Raw genomic sequence first — 14,415 nt, 5'->3', positions numbered from 1 at the left:
AATCAATCGCTTTACTGAACCTGACCCGGCTGCGCGGTCGCGCGCAGATAGATTTCCACGCGACGATTCTGCGCGCGGCCGGCTTCAGTCGAATTGTCCGCGATCGGCTGGTTCTGGCCCATGCCCGATGCCGTCAGACGCTGCGCCGGAACGCCATGCGTCGCGACGTACGAGGCCACGCTCTGCGCGCGATTCTGCGACAGCGTCTGGTTGTAAGCCGGCTGGCCCGTGTTGTCCGTATGGCCGACGACGCTCGCCACCAGCTCCGGATGCTGCTGCATCGTCTGCGTGACGGAATTCAGCACCGGATCGAACGACGGCTTGATCGCGTAGCTGTTCGTGTCGAACGAAATCGAGTTGGGAATGTTCACCTTGAGCGAGCCGTCCTGCTGCTCGGTCACTTGCGTGCCCGTGCCCTTCGAATCGCCCGAAATCTTGTTCTTGATCGACTGCCAGTTGTAGCCGGTGATGCCGCCCACGGCCGCGCCCGTGGCCGCGCCGATCGCCGCGCCCTTGCCGCCGCCGAAAATCGCGCCGATGCCTGCGCCGGTCGCGGCGCCGACGCCCGTGCCGACCGCCGTGTCGGTGCCTTGCTGCGAGGCGCAGCCTGCAACGAGTGCGCCGGCTACGGCGAACACGGAAAGACGGGTGAAGAATTTGGTGTTCATCTTAATCTCCTTGAATCGACAAGCGTTTCGGCGCGAGCAGCGCCGACAGTGCGAAAGGGTCTTCGGACGAGCCTCCGGGCGAGCCTCTACAATAATGAGAAAGGCGTCCGGCTGCCCGATGCGATGCGTCCCCGGAAAGATTTGCAGCGGGATAGTGCAGTGTCCGCGCGTCACGCGCAACGGCGCTAACAAACACTTTCAATTTCTTCAGTTTGTTGTTGCGCGCCGCAGGGCGTAAGCAACAACTGTTCCATGGAGTTTCGATGAGCATTGACCGCGCGAAGATCGACACCGCACTCGCCACACTGACCGATCCCAACACCAACCGCAAGTTCGTCGATACGAAGAGCATTCGCAACGTGTCCGTCGATGGCGCGAACGTCGCGGTGAGCGTCGTGCTCGGCTATCCGGCAAAAACGCAGTTCGGCGCGATCCGCGAGCAGGTGCAGGACGCGCTGCGTCAGGTGCCTGGCGTCGCGAACGTGACGGTGGACGTGTCGTCGCAGGTCGTCGCTCACGCGGTGCAGCGCGGCGTGAAGCTGCTGCCGAACGTCAAGAACATCATCGCGGTGGCATCGGGCAAGGGCGGCGTCGGCAAGAGCACGACGGCCGCGAATCTCGCGCTCGCGCTCGCGGCGGAGGGCGCGTCGGTCGGCATGCTCGACGCGGACATCTACGGCCCCTCGCTGCCGATGATGCTCGGCATCACCGGCCGGCCCGAATCGCCCGACAATCAGACGATGAACCCGCTCGAAGGCCACGGCATCCAGGCGAATTCCATCGGCTTTCTGATCGAGCAGGACAATCCGATGGTGTGGCGCGGCCCGATGGTGACGTCGGCGCTCGAGCAGTTGCTGCGGCAGACCAACTGGAAGGACCTCGACTATCTCGTCGTCGACATGCCGCCGGGCACGGGCGACATTCAGCTCACGCTGTCGCAGAAGGTGCCGGTGACGGGCGCGGTGATCGTCACGACGCCGCAGGACATCGCGCTGCTCGACGCGAAGAAGGGCTTGAAGATGTTCGAGAAGGTCGGCATTCCGATTCTCGGTATCGTCGAGAACATGAGCACGCATATCTGCTCGAATTGCGGCCACGAAGAGCACATCTTCGGCGCGGGCGGCGGCGAGCGCATGGCGAAGGAATACGGCGTCGAGATTCTCGGCCAGTTGCCGCTCGATATCTCCATTCGCGAGCGCACCGATGCGGGCCAGCCGAGCGTCGTGTCGCAGCCGGAGAGCCGGATCGCGGAGACGTATCGCGCGATCGCGCGCCGCGTCGCGATCTCGATCGCCGAGCGTCAGCGCGACATGACCTCCAGGTTTCCGAGCATCGTCGTGCAGAACACCTGATTTCGAGCATACGATCGAATCTCCGCGAGCCTTGTGCAATGCGGCTCGCGGTATCATGTCGCCTTCGATGCGCGGCAGCGCTGACGCACGGTGCGTCGGCGGGCCGCCGAGAGGATCGCATGGAACACAGATTCGACGGGAGGGCGCTCCACGCATTGATCGCGACGGCCGCTTGCAGCGTCATGCTGAGCGGTTGCGGCCTCATCTTTCAGAATCACGAAAAGCGCGCGGACGCGGTATTGCAACCGACGCCCGGCAACACCACGCGCGGCACCGTCACGCTGATCGAACGCGCCGACGGCGTGCAGGTTTCCTACAGCCTGACCGACATGCCCCCGAACAGCGACCATGCGCTGACCGTTCACGAGCGCGGCGACTGCATCGCCGTCAACGGAGAGGATGCGAGCCCGGTGTTCGCGCTGCCTTCCGAGCGCAGAAAGGCGACCTCGCGCGTCGAAGGCGAACTCGGCAATATCCACGCGGACGCGACCGGCGCGGCGACGGGCTTCATCGTCGCGACCGATGTCTCGCTCGACGGCGTGCGCTCGGTCATCTCGCGCGCGATCATGCTGCATCGCGAAGCTGTGGACCCGTACGCGAGCGCGCCGCACAACGTGGGTCCGGCGCTCGCCTGCGGCGTGATTCGCCGCTAGGCGCCGCGCCCGCCCGATCGCGTAAAATACGCGCTTTCGTTGGGCCCGCGCGGCGCGCATCGCCGCCGGAGACCTTGCCCCGTTTCACCGCAGGCGGCGGTCGCGAGACCCGAGCCGTTCACCGTTGAGTAGCGTCCCTATGAGCATCAAGTCCGACAAGTGGATTCGCCGCATGGCCGAAGAGCACCGAATGATCGAGCCGTTCGTGCGCGATCAGGTGCGCGTGACCGAGGACGGCCGCAAGATCGTGAGCTACGGCACGTCGAGCTACGGCTACGACATCCGCGTCGCCGACGAATTCAAGATCTTCACGAACATCAATTCCACGATCGTCGATCCGAAAGCCTTCGACGAGAAATCGTTCGTCGACTTCAAGGGCGACGTCTGCATCATTCCGCCGAATTCTTTCGCGCTCGCGCGCACGGTCGAGTATTTCCGCATTCCGCGCTCGTGCCTGACCGTGTGTCTCGGCAAATCGACGTATGCGCGCTGCGGGATCATCGTGAACGTCACGCCGTTCGAGCCGGAGTGGGAAGGGTACGTGACGCTCGAATTCTCGAATACGACACCTTTGCCTGCCAAAATCTACGCAAACGAGGGCGTCGCCCAAGTCTTGTTCTTCGAAAGCGATGAAATGTGCGAAACGTCGTACGCGGATCGCGGCGGGAAGTATCAAGGGCAGCACGGCGTGACGCTGCCGAAAACCTGATTATCGCCGCTGACCGAAACGCACACGGCACACGCTTGTCGAAGGACCGCTGGCTCCGGGATTGCTTCTCGGGCGGCGGTCGTTCCATTTGGAGAATCGCCTCATGAAGTTCCGCTTCCCCGTCGTCATCATCGACGAAGACTTTCGTTCCGAGAACATCTCGGGTTCCGGCATCCGGGCGCTCGCCGAGGCGATCGAGAAAGAAGGCGCCGAAGTGCTCGGCCTGACGAGCTACGGCGACCTCGCTGCGTTCGCGCAGCAGTCGAGCCGCGCGTCGTGCTTCATCCTGTCGATCGATGACGACGAGCTGCTGCCCTACGCGGACAATGTCGTCGTGGAAGGCGACACGCTGGAGCTGGCATCGGCGATCGTCGCGCTGCGTGCGTTCATCAACGCCGTGCGCCGCCGCAACGCCGACATTCCCATCTTCCTGTACGGCGAAACGCGCACCTCGCGCCACTTGCCGAACGACATCCTGCGCGAGCTGCACGGCTTCATCCACATGTTCGAGGACACGCCGGAGTTCGTCGCGCGTCACGTGATTCGTGAAGCGAAGGTGTATCTCGATGCGCTCGCGCCGCCGTTCTTCAAGGAACTCGTCCAGTACGCGGACGAAGGTTCGTATTCGTGGCACTGCCCGGGCCACTCGGGCGGCGTCGCGTTCCTGAAGAATCCGCTGGGACAGATGTTCCACCAGTTCTTCGGCGAAAACATGCTGCGCGCGGACGTCTGCAACGCGGTCGAGGAACTCGGCCAGTTGCTCGATCACACCGGGCCGGTCGCGGCGTCGGAGCGCAACGCGGCGCGCATCTTCGGCGCGGATCATCTCTTTTTCGTGACCAACGGCACGTCCACGTCGAACAAGATCGTGTGGCACGCCACCGTGGCGCCGGGCGATATCGTGCTCGTGGACCGCAACTGCCACAAGTCGATCCTGCACGCGATCACGATGACCGGCGCGATCCCCGTGTTCCTCACGCCGACGCGCAACAACTTCGGCATCATCGGGCCGATTCCGCGCGACGAGTTCAAGCCGGAGAACATCCGCAAGAAGATCGAGGCGAATCCGTTCGCGCGCGAGGCGCTCGCGAAGAACCCGAAGGTCAAGCCGCGCATTCTGACGATCACGCAGAGCACGTATGACGGCGTGATCTACAACGTCGAGATGATCAAGGATCTGCTCGGCGACATGCTCGACACGCTGCACTTCGACGAAGCCTGGCTGCCGCACGCCGAGTTCCACGCGTTCTATCAGGACATGCACGCGATCGGCGCCGGCCGTCCGCGCACGGGCGCGCTCGTGTTCGCGACACATTCCACGCACAAGCTGCTCGCCGGCATTTCGCAGGCATCGCAGATTCTCGTGCAGGACAGCGAGAACAGCACGTTCGACCGCCATCGTTTCAACGAGGCGTATCTGATGCATACGTCGACGTCGCCGCAATACGCGATCATCGCGTCGTGCGACGTCGCCGCGGCGATGATGGAAGCGCCGGGCGGCGAGGCGCTCGTGGAGGAATCGATCGCCGAAGCGCTCGACTTCCGCCGCGCGATGCGCAAGGTCGATGCCGAATACGGCGACGACTGGTTCTTCAAGGTCTGGGGCCCGGACGCGCTGGCGGAAGAGGGTATCGGCGACCGCGAGGACTGGATGCTGAAGCCGAACGACCGCTGGCACGGCTTCGGCGCGCTCGCCGAAAACTTCAACATGCTCGATCCGATCAAGGCGACGATCATCACGCCGGGACTCGACGTGGACGGCGAATTCGGCGAGGCCGGCATTCCGGCCGCGATCGTCACGAAGTATCTGGCGGAGCACGGCATCATCGTGGAGAAGACGGGGCTTTACTCGTTCTTCATCATGTTCACGATCGGCATCACGAAGGGCCGCTGGAACTCGATGGTCACCGAGCTTCAGCAGTTCAAGGACGACTACGACAACAACCAGCCGCTGTGGCGCGTGCTGCCGGAGTTCGTCGCGCAGCATCCTTCGTATGAGCGCATCGGCTTGCGCGATCTGTGCGAGCAGATTCACAGCGTCTATCGCGCGAACAACATCGCGCGTCTGACGACGGAGATGTATCTGTCGAGCATGGAGCCGGCGATGAAACCGTCCGATGCATTCGCAAAGCTCGCGCACCGCGAGATCGACCGCGTGCCCATCGACGAACTCGAAGGCCGCGTCACGTCGATTCTGCTTACGCCGTATCCGCCGGGCATTCCGTTGCTGATTCCGGGCGAGCGTTTTAACCGCACGATCGTCGATTATCTGCGTTTCGCGCGCGAGTTCAACGAGCGCTTCCCGGGCTTCCACACGGATATTCACGGGCTCGTCGGCGAGATGATCAACGGGCGTATCGAGTATTTCGTCGATTGCGTGCGCGATTGATGCTCGCCTGATTCGCTGCTGCAAAAAGAAACGGCCCTTCATCGAAGGGCCGTTTGCCATTTCAGGAATGCCGATCGCTCAGATCAGGCCTTCCGATTTCATCGCCGCCTGCACGCCCGGACGCGCGCCGACGCGCTCCTGATACGCGACGAGCGCCGGCCACTTGCCGAGGTCGAGATCGATGTGCTTCGCCCAGCCGAGCACGGTGAAGAGATAAGCATCGCCGATGCTGAATTCGTTGCCGAGCAGGAACTGCTTGTCGTCGATATGTTGCGCGACGTAGGTGAGACGGTGCTGGAGCTTGGCCATCGCGGTGGCTTTCCAGTCGCTGCCCGACGTCGGATAGAAGAACGGCGTGAAATTAGCGTGCAGTTCCGTGCCGATGAACGTCAGCCAGCTTTGCAGGCGATAACGCGCCATGCCGTCGTTGAGCGGCGCGAGATGCTTCGCCGGAACCTGGTCGGCGATGTACTGCAGGATTGCGGGGCCTTCGGTCAGCACTTCGCCGGTGTCGAGCAGCAGGGCGGGCACGTAGCCCTTTGCGGTGATCTTGCTGAAGTCCGCGCCGCTCGCGGTGACCTTGGTCTTGAGATCGACCGCTTCGATTTCGTAAGGCAGCCCCGATTCTTCGAGAGCGATGTGCGATGCGAGGGAACAGGCGCCTGCTTTGTAGAACAGTTTCAAAACGATTTCTCCAGGATGAGTCGGGAACGATTATGAAGGAAGTCGTGCGCGCACAGCATCCGCTACGACGAAACTAACTGTGCCGTTTTGTGAAAGGCTGCATTCGACGAACTTGGAATGCCCGAAGGCAGGCGTTCGATCGATTTCAGTCGAGGATGAAATCGCGATGCGGCGCGAACGGTTTCGGCGCGAGAGGGAAGTCCGGATCGGCCGCCATGTCATGCAGCGCGATTTCGATGCTCTCGCACATCGCGTTCAGCGCGAGGTCGTTTTCTTCGAGGCCGAACGGATCTTCGATCTGCGCGGCGATCGCTTCCAGCGCCATGAACGCATACGCGACGAGCAGCGCGAAGAGCGGCGTGAGCAAGCCGGCGCCATCGACGAGACCGAACGGCAGCATCACGCAGAAGAGATAGATCGTGCGATGGATCATCACCGAGTAGGAAAACGGCAGCGGCGTGGCCGCGATGCGCTCGCATCCGCCGATCACATCGGAAAGCGCGTTCAGATTGTGCTGGATCGCGAGCAGCGCATAGCCGTCGAGCGCGCCTTCGCGCCTGCGTTCAGCGGCCCATTCGCCAAGCCAGAGCAGGATCAGCGCGGGCCGATACTTCGCCGCCGCGACGCGCGCGTGCAAGTCCGATGGCAGTCGCGAAGCGAGATCGGACAGCGCGTCGGTGCAGCGCAACTGATGTCGAAGCGCATGCGCCAATCCGCCGAGTGCCGCGAGGAAACGACGAGACTGAGCGCGGTCGCGCGGCTCCGGCAGCGACAGCACCTGTTGCGCGAGCGCGCGCGACGTATTGAGCAACGCGCCCCACAGCTTGCGGCCTTCCCACCAGCGCTCGTAACTCGCGCCATTGCGAAACCCGAGAAACACGGCGAGCGCGATACCCACGAGCGCGAACGGCGGCGTGCCGAGGCCGATCGGATAGTGGCGCATGTGATCGTGCATGAAGATCGCGGTCACCGAGAGCGCGAAGATCAGCGCAAGGCGCGGCAGCAGTTGCGGCAGCACGGAGCCGCGCCACGCGAACAGCAGCCGGAACCAGTGGAGCTTGGGGCGGATGATCATGTCGACGGTCTGCTCTCGGAATGAATGGCGATGCGGCGGGACAAGGCGTTGTCCGATATGCATTCTAAGTCAGCGCCTCGCCGGTCATCGCGCGCACGTATCGGAATCTTCAACGATCGGCCGGACGCGCATTGTTTGCGACGAACAGGCAGCGGACAAACGTCGCGCGACTGATGCGCCGCGCGAGTCGATGACGGTCCGTCTCTCCATCTTCGTGCTAACTCCTCCTTCATGCAGCTACTAGAATGGAAGGCAACCGAACCGGGCTCCGTGAGAACAAGTTAGTAATTCGAAATAAATATGCCGCAGTCTCGACACTTTTTTCGAAATGCGCATCGACGAACAACAAGAAGGAGGCATTCATGCTCGCAGTCAGGCGCAACGTGTTTCTGGTGCTGGTTCCCCTTGCCATTCCATGTGCCGTATCGGCGCACGGAACGCTCGAGACTCCGTTGAGCCGCGTGTATTCGTGCTATCTCGAAGGGCCGGAAAATCCGAAGTCCGCCGCGTGCCAGGCGGCGGTGGCCGTCGCGGGGCCGGCGTTCCTGTATGACTGGGCGGGCGTCAACCAGTTGCCCAACGGCGATCACAAGGCGTTCGTGCCGGACGGGCATCTGTGCAGCGGCGGCAAGACGAATTACTACGGACTGGATCTCGCTCGCAACGACTGGCCGGCGACCTCGATCTCCGCCGACCTGAGCGGCAACTTCACGTTCGTCTGGAATGCAACGGCCGCGCACGTCACGCGCTACTTTCAGTTCTACATGACGAACGACGGCTACGATTTCAACCAGCCGCTGAAATGGTCCGATATCGACAGCAAGCCGTTTTGCGAAATCAACACGGTCACGCTGGAAAACGGGCGCTACAAGATGCAGTGCAAGCTGCCGGCGGGAAAGACGGGCAAGCGCATCATCTACGTGATCTGGCAGCGCAACGACAGCGCGGAGGCGTTCTACGCGTGCACGGACGTGGTCATCAACGGGGTCAAGTCGACGTGGCGCGAGTTGCGTCCCGTGCCGACGACCGCGCAGAGCCAGCCCGCCGGCATGAAGATCACCTTGCGCGTATTCGATCCGGACGGCCACGATCTGGAATCGATCAGCTACACCGTGACGGCGCAGACCACGAACGCCGCCGACTGGATGTATGCGATGGCCTCGGCCATCAACGATCAGTCCAAGCGCGTGCATGTCGGTTTGATCGACAACAACGGCAACATCGTGCCGCAGAAGGAGCCGTCGGCGAATCGCATTTACGTCAATGGTCCGACGGACTACAACTTCGTGATGGACTACACCGGCTCGGCAGGGCCGACGCCCGCTCCCGCGCCGACACCGACGCCATCTCCGACACCGACACCGACACCGACACCGACACCCACGCCCGCTCCAACACCCGCGCCCACGCCGAAACCTCCGTCACCCGCGCCAACACCCACACCATCGCCGAGTGCGGGCGGCACATGCGCGGTACCGTGGCAGGCGGGCACGATCTACAAGCCGAAGGAACAGGTCTCCGCCAACGGACGCAACTACAGCGCGCGCTGGGAGAACGGCGACAACCCGGCGACGAACTCGGGCAACGGCAAGGCGTGGCAGGACCTGGGCACGTGCTCGGGGCAGGCGTCGCTGGCGTGCGCGGCGCCGTGGAGCGCGAGCAAGACCTACGCGAACGCCGGCACGAGCGTGAGCTACAACGGCATGAACTATCGCAACAAGTGGTGGTCGGCGAATGTCGATCCGGCGACGAACTCCGACGGCGCGTGGGAAAAGATCGGACCCTGCAAGTGAGCCCGGGAACCTGAGAGGCGCATCGCGCGGGGCGAAACGTCCTGCGCGATGCGTTCAGTTCTCCGCGCGAAACCGTCCGCGCCGGATCCATTTCGTCGCGATCCATTTTTCGCCTTGTTCGACGGGCGTGCCGGCGTGCAGCGTTTTCGGATCGCTCTGGCCGAGCGCGTTGACATACTCGAAATAGAGCGCGCAACCGCGCCGCGGATGAATGGCGAGTCCGACGGCCGGAAACGTCGTGTCGCCGCCGCGCGCGACTTCGTTGAGATACAGGATGACGGTCGCCACGCGCTGCCCGCCGCGCTGCATGTGATGCCGGCCGCCCGCCTGCTCCTCGGGGAAATAATCGAAATGCGGACGATATTCCCCGCCGACGTCGTAGCGAAGGATATGCAGATCCTCGCCGTTTTCGACGGGCTGCCGGAACAGTTCCGCGAGCCTCCGGTCGATGGTGCTCACGAGCGCGTCCGTCGATGCATCGACGAACGCGCCTTCGCTCTTGCGCGCATCGATGGTGATCTCGTTGCCCGAATCCGGATCGACGACGGACGAGCGTTGCACGCGCGCGCGGCCGATTTCGATGAGCCGGTCGCATTCGTCGTGCGTGAGGACATCGGCGAACAGCGCGACGACCGGTTGCCCGGCGCTGAAGAGTTTGGGCGCTTCGCAGTCGCTGGCGGTGAGCACGCGTTCGGGCGGCAGCATCGGCGTGCCGTAGAGGTAGCCGGAGTCATCGTGCGGCGCGGCGCTGTCGGGCAGGTCGAACGCTTCGCCCGCGAGATGGCGCGCGAGAATCAGCCGCGCGGTGTTCGGATGAAACGCGGCGGCGACCATGGCATCGATCAGCGATTGATGCGTGCATCCGCGAAGAATGTTTTCATCGAGCCACGTTTTCCATGCGGCATCGAAACGAGGAATGGTGCTCATGGCGGACCGGCGAGGACGAGGGAACGTGCATTCATGGAAGCACAAAAGCGCGCGCGTCACAACGGCCCGCTTGAAACAGCGCGCGGCACGATTCGAGCGTGTCTGCTCGCGTGCGCGATGTGCGCCTGTCACGCGCACGCGGCGACCATGCTCCGCTGCGAGTCCGACGACAACACGGTGAGCTACGTCAGCGAGCGCATCGAACACGCGCGATGCAGCCGCCTGACGATGAACTGGCGCGAGCCCGCGCCGTCGTCCGGCAGCGCGTCTTCGGCTGCGATACCGCGTCCCGTGGCGTTGCGGCGGCGCGAAGCCACGACGCGCATCTACAGCTACATCGAGGATGGCGTGCGGCACTATCTCACGCGCAAGCCGGAAGGCGTCGCGGCGAGCGTATCGGTGATCGAGCTGCATTTCATCGAGACCTGCAATCTGTGCGAGCCCGCCGCAGACGTGAACGTCGCCGCGCTTTCGCTCGACACGCGTTCGTACGGACGCGAGATCGATGCGGCGGCGGCGTCGTTCGGCGTGGATCGCGCGCTGGTGCGAGCCGTGATCCACGCGGAATCGGGGTATCGCGCCGACGCCATTTCGCGCAAGGGCGCGCAAGGACTCATGCAACTGATGCCCGCGACGGCGGCGCGCTTCGACGTCGGCGATCCGTTCGACGCGGCGCAGAACATCCGCGGCGGCGTGCGCTATCTCGCGTGGCTGCTGCGGCGTTTCGGCGGCGACATCGACCTGACGCTTGCTGCGTACAACAGCGGCGAGGCGGCGGTCGCGCGTTACGTCGGCGTGCCGCCTTATGCCGAGACGCAGGCGTACGTGGCGCGCGTGAAGAGGCTCGCGGACCGCTATCGCGCCGTGCGTTAGCGGCCGCTTCATCGCGCGATGCGGCGCGTTCACTTCGTGTTGTCGATCACGATCTGTCCGTTGTATTCGACCTTGCCGCGGAAGAAGTAGTCCGTGCAGGCCTTGTAATCGCCCGGATTGACGAGCGAGAAGGGCATGCCGTAATCGACGAGCTTGCATCCGGTCACGGGCTTGCCGTTGGCCCACGAATAATCCTTGTCCAGATAGGTCTTGAGCGCTGCCGCCGAGCCTTCGTTGAAGCCGCGCATGTTGGCGCAGCCGAGCGGTTCGTCGGGCGGAATCGCGACGCCGAGTTCGCGCGCAATCTCCTTGTACGCGTTGATGCGGTTGGTGACCTGCGGCAGCTCCGCGCCGCCTTTGCCGCATTCGATGCCGCCGTTGATGATGAACACCGTCGCGCCGAAGCCCGGCTTCATGTTGTTGCCGAGATCGACGGCGTTCGGCTTCCACGTGCCGTCGATGGCCCAGGTCATCGGCGGTTTGGGCGTTTGCGGCGTCACCGCGAACCAGATCGCCGACGCGAAGTTCAGCCACGTATCGGCGACGCGGCCCGGATCGTCGAGCAGGATGGCGGGATCGTTGTAGAGCGCCTGCGAGAACGGCCCGAAGTTGTAGTTCCATGACAACTGTTTCGCGCCGCGTCCGAAGTAGTCGAGATATCGGCCCGCCGAATTCTTCGCGCACGCGTAGAAGATCCAGTTGGTCGCGTGCGAACCCGGCTCGCACTGCTGATACGCGCCTACCGCCGAGCCTTCCTTGTATCCCGATTCGCGCAGGAACCACAGCGCCTGCTGCCAGAACGGAATCGGCGTGTCCTGCGGCATCTTCGCGAGCACGGCGTTGTTGTGATCCGGATAGCCCGAGCGCACTTGCGCGGGCGTGAGCGATGGCCAGTTCGCGCCGGTCTCCTGCGTGAAATGCGCGAACGATGTCGCGAGCAGCTTGCGGCAGATGGCGAGCGCATCGCGTCCGTCGGTGAAGTCGCCGCAATACGCCGGGAATTTCGCGACGCCGCGCAGGAAATTCACATACGAGTAGTGGATGTCGCGCACCGGGAAGAGCTGGTCGAACTTCTGCTCGTTGACGATCGACTCGACGCGCCTCACGTTCGACGGATTCGCCGCGCGGCCGGGCACGACGGCGTTGACGTCGTCGTCGGGCAGGACGCGCAGGGCGTCACGCACGATCGCGATGAGGCCGCCGGTCTGATCGACGAGCTGCTTCTCGGTGGCGCTGAACTGCGCGGACGTTGGATAGTCCGCCGGTGCGGGGATGTAGTTGATCTTTGGTTTGTAGGTGGCGGTTGGGGTTGGTGCGGGTGTTGGTGTTGGTGCGGGCGCTGGCGTTGGTGTCGGTGTCGGTGCCGGCGACGGCGACGGCGACGGCGGTTTCGGCGTAGGCGTAGGCGCGGGCGCAGGTGCAGGTGCAGGTGCAGGTGCAGGTGCAGGCGCGGGCGCTCCGCCGCACGCACCGAGATCTTCCCAGACGCCATACGCGCCGGATTGAGCGGGGTTATCGCCCTGGGTCCACCACTTGTTGCGATAGTTTCGACCGTTGTATGTCACGCGCGTATTGGGCTGCGCATAGGTTTGACTCGCCGACCACGCCGCATAGCATCCTGCGGGCGTTGGCGTTGGCGTTGGCGTTGGCGTTGGCGTTGGCGTTGGCGTTGGCGTTGGCGTTGGCGTTGGCGTTGGCGTTGGCGCAGGCGCAGGCGCAGGCGCGCCGCCCGCCGCGCCGACATCGCGCCACAGCGTCGGCGTCGACGATGGCGTCCATCCCGCGCCGGGATACGCCGTGTGCGTCTGCAAGGCCTGATACACGCGCCCGTTGTAGATTACGGTCGCGCCGGACGTATACGTCGCGCCCTCGCGCCACGCTTCCTGCGCGAGCGCCGCGCCGCCGTAGAGCAACAACGCGGCGGGCAGCACCGCCAGTTTTCTTCGAATCGATGACATTTCAGTTCTCCACACATCAACGCCGGGTCATGCCCCTGTCCGGGAAATACGTGAACTTCCATTCCGAATAGCTCGTCTGCGTCGCGAAGTTCGCGTCGCTGTCGGAGAATCCGTCCTTCTTCAGCGGCGCTTCCGTCGATGTGCTGGAGACGCCGTACAACTCGCCGCCCGGCCCGCGAATGGTCCGCCACTCGCCGCCGGTCATCGGATCGTCGTAGGGCTGACGCAGATGACGCCGCACGAACGACGCACGCGGATCGCGCGTCAAGTCCTTGAAATCCCGCGGAAACGCGCCGCCCTTGTCCGCCTTGACGTAGCTTTCGATGGCCGCGCGGATCGCGTCGCCACGACGCAGCAGCTCGTCTTCCTTCGCGCGCTGCGCCTGCGTGCTCCAGACCTCGCCGATCTTCATCAAATAGATGCCGATGATCGCCACGGACATCAGCGCCCACAGCATGCCGAACCCGCGCTGCCTACCACGCGCTGTAATCGGTGCCATCTTTGCCCTTGCCTTTCGCGCCGCTGCGCACGTTGTAGACGCCCGGCGTACCGTCGGCGGGCTGCTCGACCGCCCATGTCGAGCGGCTCATGGAAACCGGGTCCAGCGGGATTTCGCGCAGATAGTGCTTCTGCACGAGTTCGTCGAGCGATTGCGGATAGCGGCCCTGATCGGCGCGAAAGTGGTCGATCGAATCGCGCATGGCGGCGAGGTTTTCGTGCAGCACGGTTTCCTTCGCCTTGTCCGCCTGGCCGAAGTAGCGCGGCACGACGATCGTAAGCAGCGTCGCGATGATCGCCAGCACGACGAGCAGCTCGATCAGCGTGAACGCGCGCCGCAGCTTCCGTAGCATCACCATCTCCGGTAGGGAACGCCGTTGAGTCCCGTGCCTTCCGAAAGCGAATAGACGTCGTAGACGTCGTCGCCTTCGGCGGGCGATTCCGCATCGCTCGCGTAGCTGCGCTTGCCCCACGTGGCCTCGTCGGAACGGCTCGGGCAGTCGCACATCGGATCGCGCGGCACGCGCCGCAGGAAGTAGATGCGCGCGTGCGCCGGATTGGTCTTGTCGACCACGCCTTCGACGAGCGTTTCCAGCTTCGGCGGATAGCCCGGATCGCCCGGCGCGCGATCCATCTTTCCTTCGTCGCCGGCTTTCTTGTAGGCGTCGATCGCATCGCGAATGCTCCACAGCGCGCGACGCAACTCGTCCTCCCTCTGGCGCTGCGCCGCCACCTGAACGAGCGGCGCGGCGACCATCGCGAGCGCGGCGAGAATCGCGAGCGTCACCAGCAATTCGATGATCGTGAAGCCTCGTTGCATCGTCATCGGCTCATGT

14 protein-coding genes are annotated in these 14,415 nt (G+C 63.9%); 6 read left to right on the top strand and 8 right to left on the bottom strand.

The window, feature by feature from the left end:
• Positions 1 to 11: 11 nt before the first annotated feature.
• On the bottom strand, positions 12 to 668 hold the full coding sequence (locus tag NOV72_RS30070; protein WP_106858159.1) for a YiaD family glycine zipper/OmpA-like lipoprotein: 657 nt from the start codon (positions 666 to 668) through the stop codon (positions 12 to 14).
• Positions 669 to 931: 263 nt separating this feature from the next.
• Here NOV72_RS30070 and apbC point away from each other — a divergent pair, with 263 nt between their 5' ends.
• The 4 genes from apbC (at position 932) to NOV72_RS30050 (ending at position 5,771) form a co-directional block, all read left to right on the top strand.
• Positions 932 to 2,020: an iron-sulfur cluster carrier protein ApbC gene (gene apbC / locus NOV72_RS30065; protein ID WP_106858158.1), complete on the top strand. Its 1,089-nt coding sequence runs from the start codon at positions 932 to 934 to the stop codon at positions 2,018 to 2,020.
• Between the two features lie 119 nt (positions 2,021 to 2,139).
• On the top strand, positions 2,140 to 2,673 hold the full coding sequence (locus NOV72_RS30060) for a superoxide dismutase family protein (protein ID WP_106858157.1): 534 nt from the start codon (positions 2,140 to 2,142) through the stop codon (positions 2,671 to 2,673).
• Positions 2,674 to 2,812: 139 nt separating this feature from the next.
• Entirely contained in the window at positions 2,813 to 3,382 is a 570-nt protein-coding gene (gene dcd / locus NOV72_RS30055) for a dCTP deaminase (RefSeq protein WP_062610084.1), read from the top strand.
• Positions 3,383 to 3,485: 103 nt separating this feature from the next.
• Positions 3,486 to 5,771 (top strand): arginine/lysine/ornithine decarboxylase, encoded by a 2,286-nt coding sequence (locus NOV72_RS30050; RefSeq protein ID WP_106858156.1) that lies wholly within the window; start codon positions 3,486 to 3,488, stop codon positions 5,769 to 5,771.
• 78 nt (positions 5,772 to 5,849) lie between these two features.
• Here NOV72_RS30050 and gstA read toward each other — a convergent pair whose 3' ends face one another.
• Together gstA and NOV72_RS30040 are read right to left on the bottom strand one after the other, a co-directional pair.
• On the bottom strand, positions 5,850 to 6,455 hold the full coding sequence (gene gstA, locus NOV72_RS30045; protein ID WP_106858155.1) for a glutathione transferase GstA: 606 nt from the start codon (positions 6,453 to 6,455) through the stop codon (positions 5,850 to 5,852).
• 145 nt (positions 6,456 to 6,600) lie between these two features.
• Entirely contained in the window at positions 6,601 to 7,530 is a 930-nt protein-coding gene (locus tag NOV72_RS30040) for a bestrophin family protein (protein ID WP_106858154.1), read from the bottom strand.
• Positions 7,531 to 7,892: 362 nt separating this feature from the next.
• Between NOV72_RS30040 and NOV72_RS30035 the strand changes: the two genes are divergently transcribed.
• Positions 7,893 to 9,323, top strand: a complete 1,431-nt coding sequence (locus NOV72_RS30035) for a lytic polysaccharide monooxygenase (RefSeq protein WP_181291194.1) — start codon at positions 7,893 to 7,895, stop codon at positions 9,321 to 9,323.
• A 54-nt stretch (positions 9,324 to 9,377) separates the two neighbouring features.
• Here the strand turns inward: NOV72_RS30035 and NOV72_RS30030 are convergent, their stop codons facing one another.
• Entirely contained in the window at positions 9,378 to 10,250 is an 873-nt protein-coding gene (locus NOV72_RS30030; protein ID WP_106858152.1) for a 2OG-Fe(II) oxygenase, read from the bottom strand.
• A gap of 33 nt (positions 10,251 to 10,283) precedes the next feature.
• On the opposite strand from NOV72_RS30030, the gene NOV72_RS30025 reads away from it, so the two are divergent.
• Positions 10,284 to 11,123 carry a lytic transglycosylase domain-containing protein gene (locus NOV72_RS30025; protein WP_245933215.1) on the top strand — a complete coding sequence of 280 codons (840 nt, stop codon included), beginning with the start codon at positions 10,284 to 10,286 and terminating at the stop codon, positions 11,121 to 11,123.
• A 29-nt stretch (positions 11,124 to 11,152) separates the two neighbouring features.
• Here NOV72_RS30025 and NOV72_RS30020 read toward each other — a convergent pair whose 3' ends face one another.
• From NOV72_RS30020 to NOV72_RS30005, 4 genes are read right to left on the bottom strand one after another with little or no spacing between them, the layout of a single operon-like run.
• On the bottom strand, positions 11,153 to 13,081 hold the full coding sequence (locus tag NOV72_RS30020; protein WP_106858151.1) for a glycoside hydrolase family 19 protein: 1,929 nt from the start codon (positions 13,079 to 13,081) through the stop codon (positions 11,153 to 11,155).
• Positions 13,082 to 13,097: 16 nt separating this feature from the next.
• Positions 13,098 to 13,580, bottom strand: a complete 483-nt coding sequence (locus tag NOV72_RS30015) for a type II secretion system protein (RefSeq protein ID WP_106858150.1) — start codon at positions 13,578 to 13,580, stop codon at positions 13,098 to 13,100.
• Positions 13,555 to 13,932, bottom strand: a complete 378-nt coding sequence (locus NOV72_RS30010) for a type II secretion system protein (protein ID WP_106858174.1) — start codon at positions 13,930 to 13,932, stop codon at positions 13,555 to 13,557. Before NOV72_RS30010 ends, NOV72_RS30015 begins: the two co-directional genes overlap by 26 nt.
• Entirely contained in the window at positions 13,932 to 14,399 is a 468-nt protein-coding gene (locus NOV72_RS30005) for a type II secretion system protein (RefSeq protein ID WP_106858175.1), read from the bottom strand. Before NOV72_RS30005 ends, NOV72_RS30010 begins: the two co-directional genes overlap by 1 nt.
• Positions 14,400 to 14,415: the final 16 nt, after the last annotated feature.

It is taken from the genome of Caballeronia novacaledonica (genome assembly GCF_900258035.1).
GTDB lineage: Bacteria > Pseudomonadota > Gammaproteobacteria > Burkholderiales > Burkholderiaceae > Caballeronia > Caballeronia novacaledonica.
This window is presented reverse-complemented; position numbering and strand designations above follow the sequence as displayed.

Coding starts and splice junctions, on each gene's coding strand:
- NOV72_RS30070 (WP_106858159.1), bottom strand. CDS start 668: ATGAACACCAAATTCTTCACCCGTCTTTCCGTGTTCGCCGTAGCCGGC.
- apbC (WP_106858158.1), top strand. CDS start 932: ATGAGCATTGACCGCGCGAAGATCGACACCGCACTCGCCACACTGACC.
- NOV72_RS30060 (WP_106858157.1), top strand. CDS start 2,140: ATGGAACACAGATTCGACGGGAGGGCGCTCCACGCATTGATCGCGACG.
- dcd (WP_062610084.1), top strand. CDS start 2,813: ATGAGCATCAAGTCCGACAAGTGGATTCGCCGCATGGCCGAAGAGCAC.
- NOV72_RS30050 (WP_106858156.1), top strand. CDS start 3,486: ATGAAGTTCCGCTTCCCCGTCGTCATCATCGACGAAGACTTTCGTTCC.
- NOV72_RS30040 (WP_106858154.1), bottom strand. CDS start 7,530: ATGATCATCCGCCCCAAGCTCCACTGGTTCCGGCTGCTGTTCGCGTGG.
- NOV72_RS30035 (WP_181291194.1), top strand. CDS start 7,893: ATGCTCGCAGTCAGGCGCAACGTGTTTCTGGTGCTGGTTCCCCTTGCC.
- NOV72_RS30030 (WP_106858152.1), bottom strand. CDS start 10,250: ATGAGCACCATTCCTCGTTTCGATGCCGCATGGAAAACGTGGCTCGAT.
- NOV72_RS30025 (WP_245933215.1), top strand. CDS start 10,284: ATGGAAGCACAAAAGCGCGCGCGTCACAACGGCCCGCTTGAAACAGCG.
- NOV72_RS30020 (WP_106858151.1), bottom strand. CDS start 13,081: ATGTCATCGATTCGAAGAAAACTGGCGGTGCTGCCCGCCGCGTTGTTG.
- NOV72_RS30015 (WP_106858150.1), bottom strand. CDS start 13,580: ATGGCACCGATTACAGCGCGTGGTAGGCAGCGCGGGTTCGGCATGCTG.
- NOV72_RS30010 (WP_106858174.1), bottom strand. CDS start 13,932: ATGCTACGGAAGCTGCGGCGCGCGTTCACGCTGATCGAGCTGCTCGTC.
- NOV72_RS30005 (WP_106858175.1), bottom strand. CDS start 14,399: ATGCAACGAGGCTTCACGATCATCGAATTGCTGGTGACGCTCGCGATT.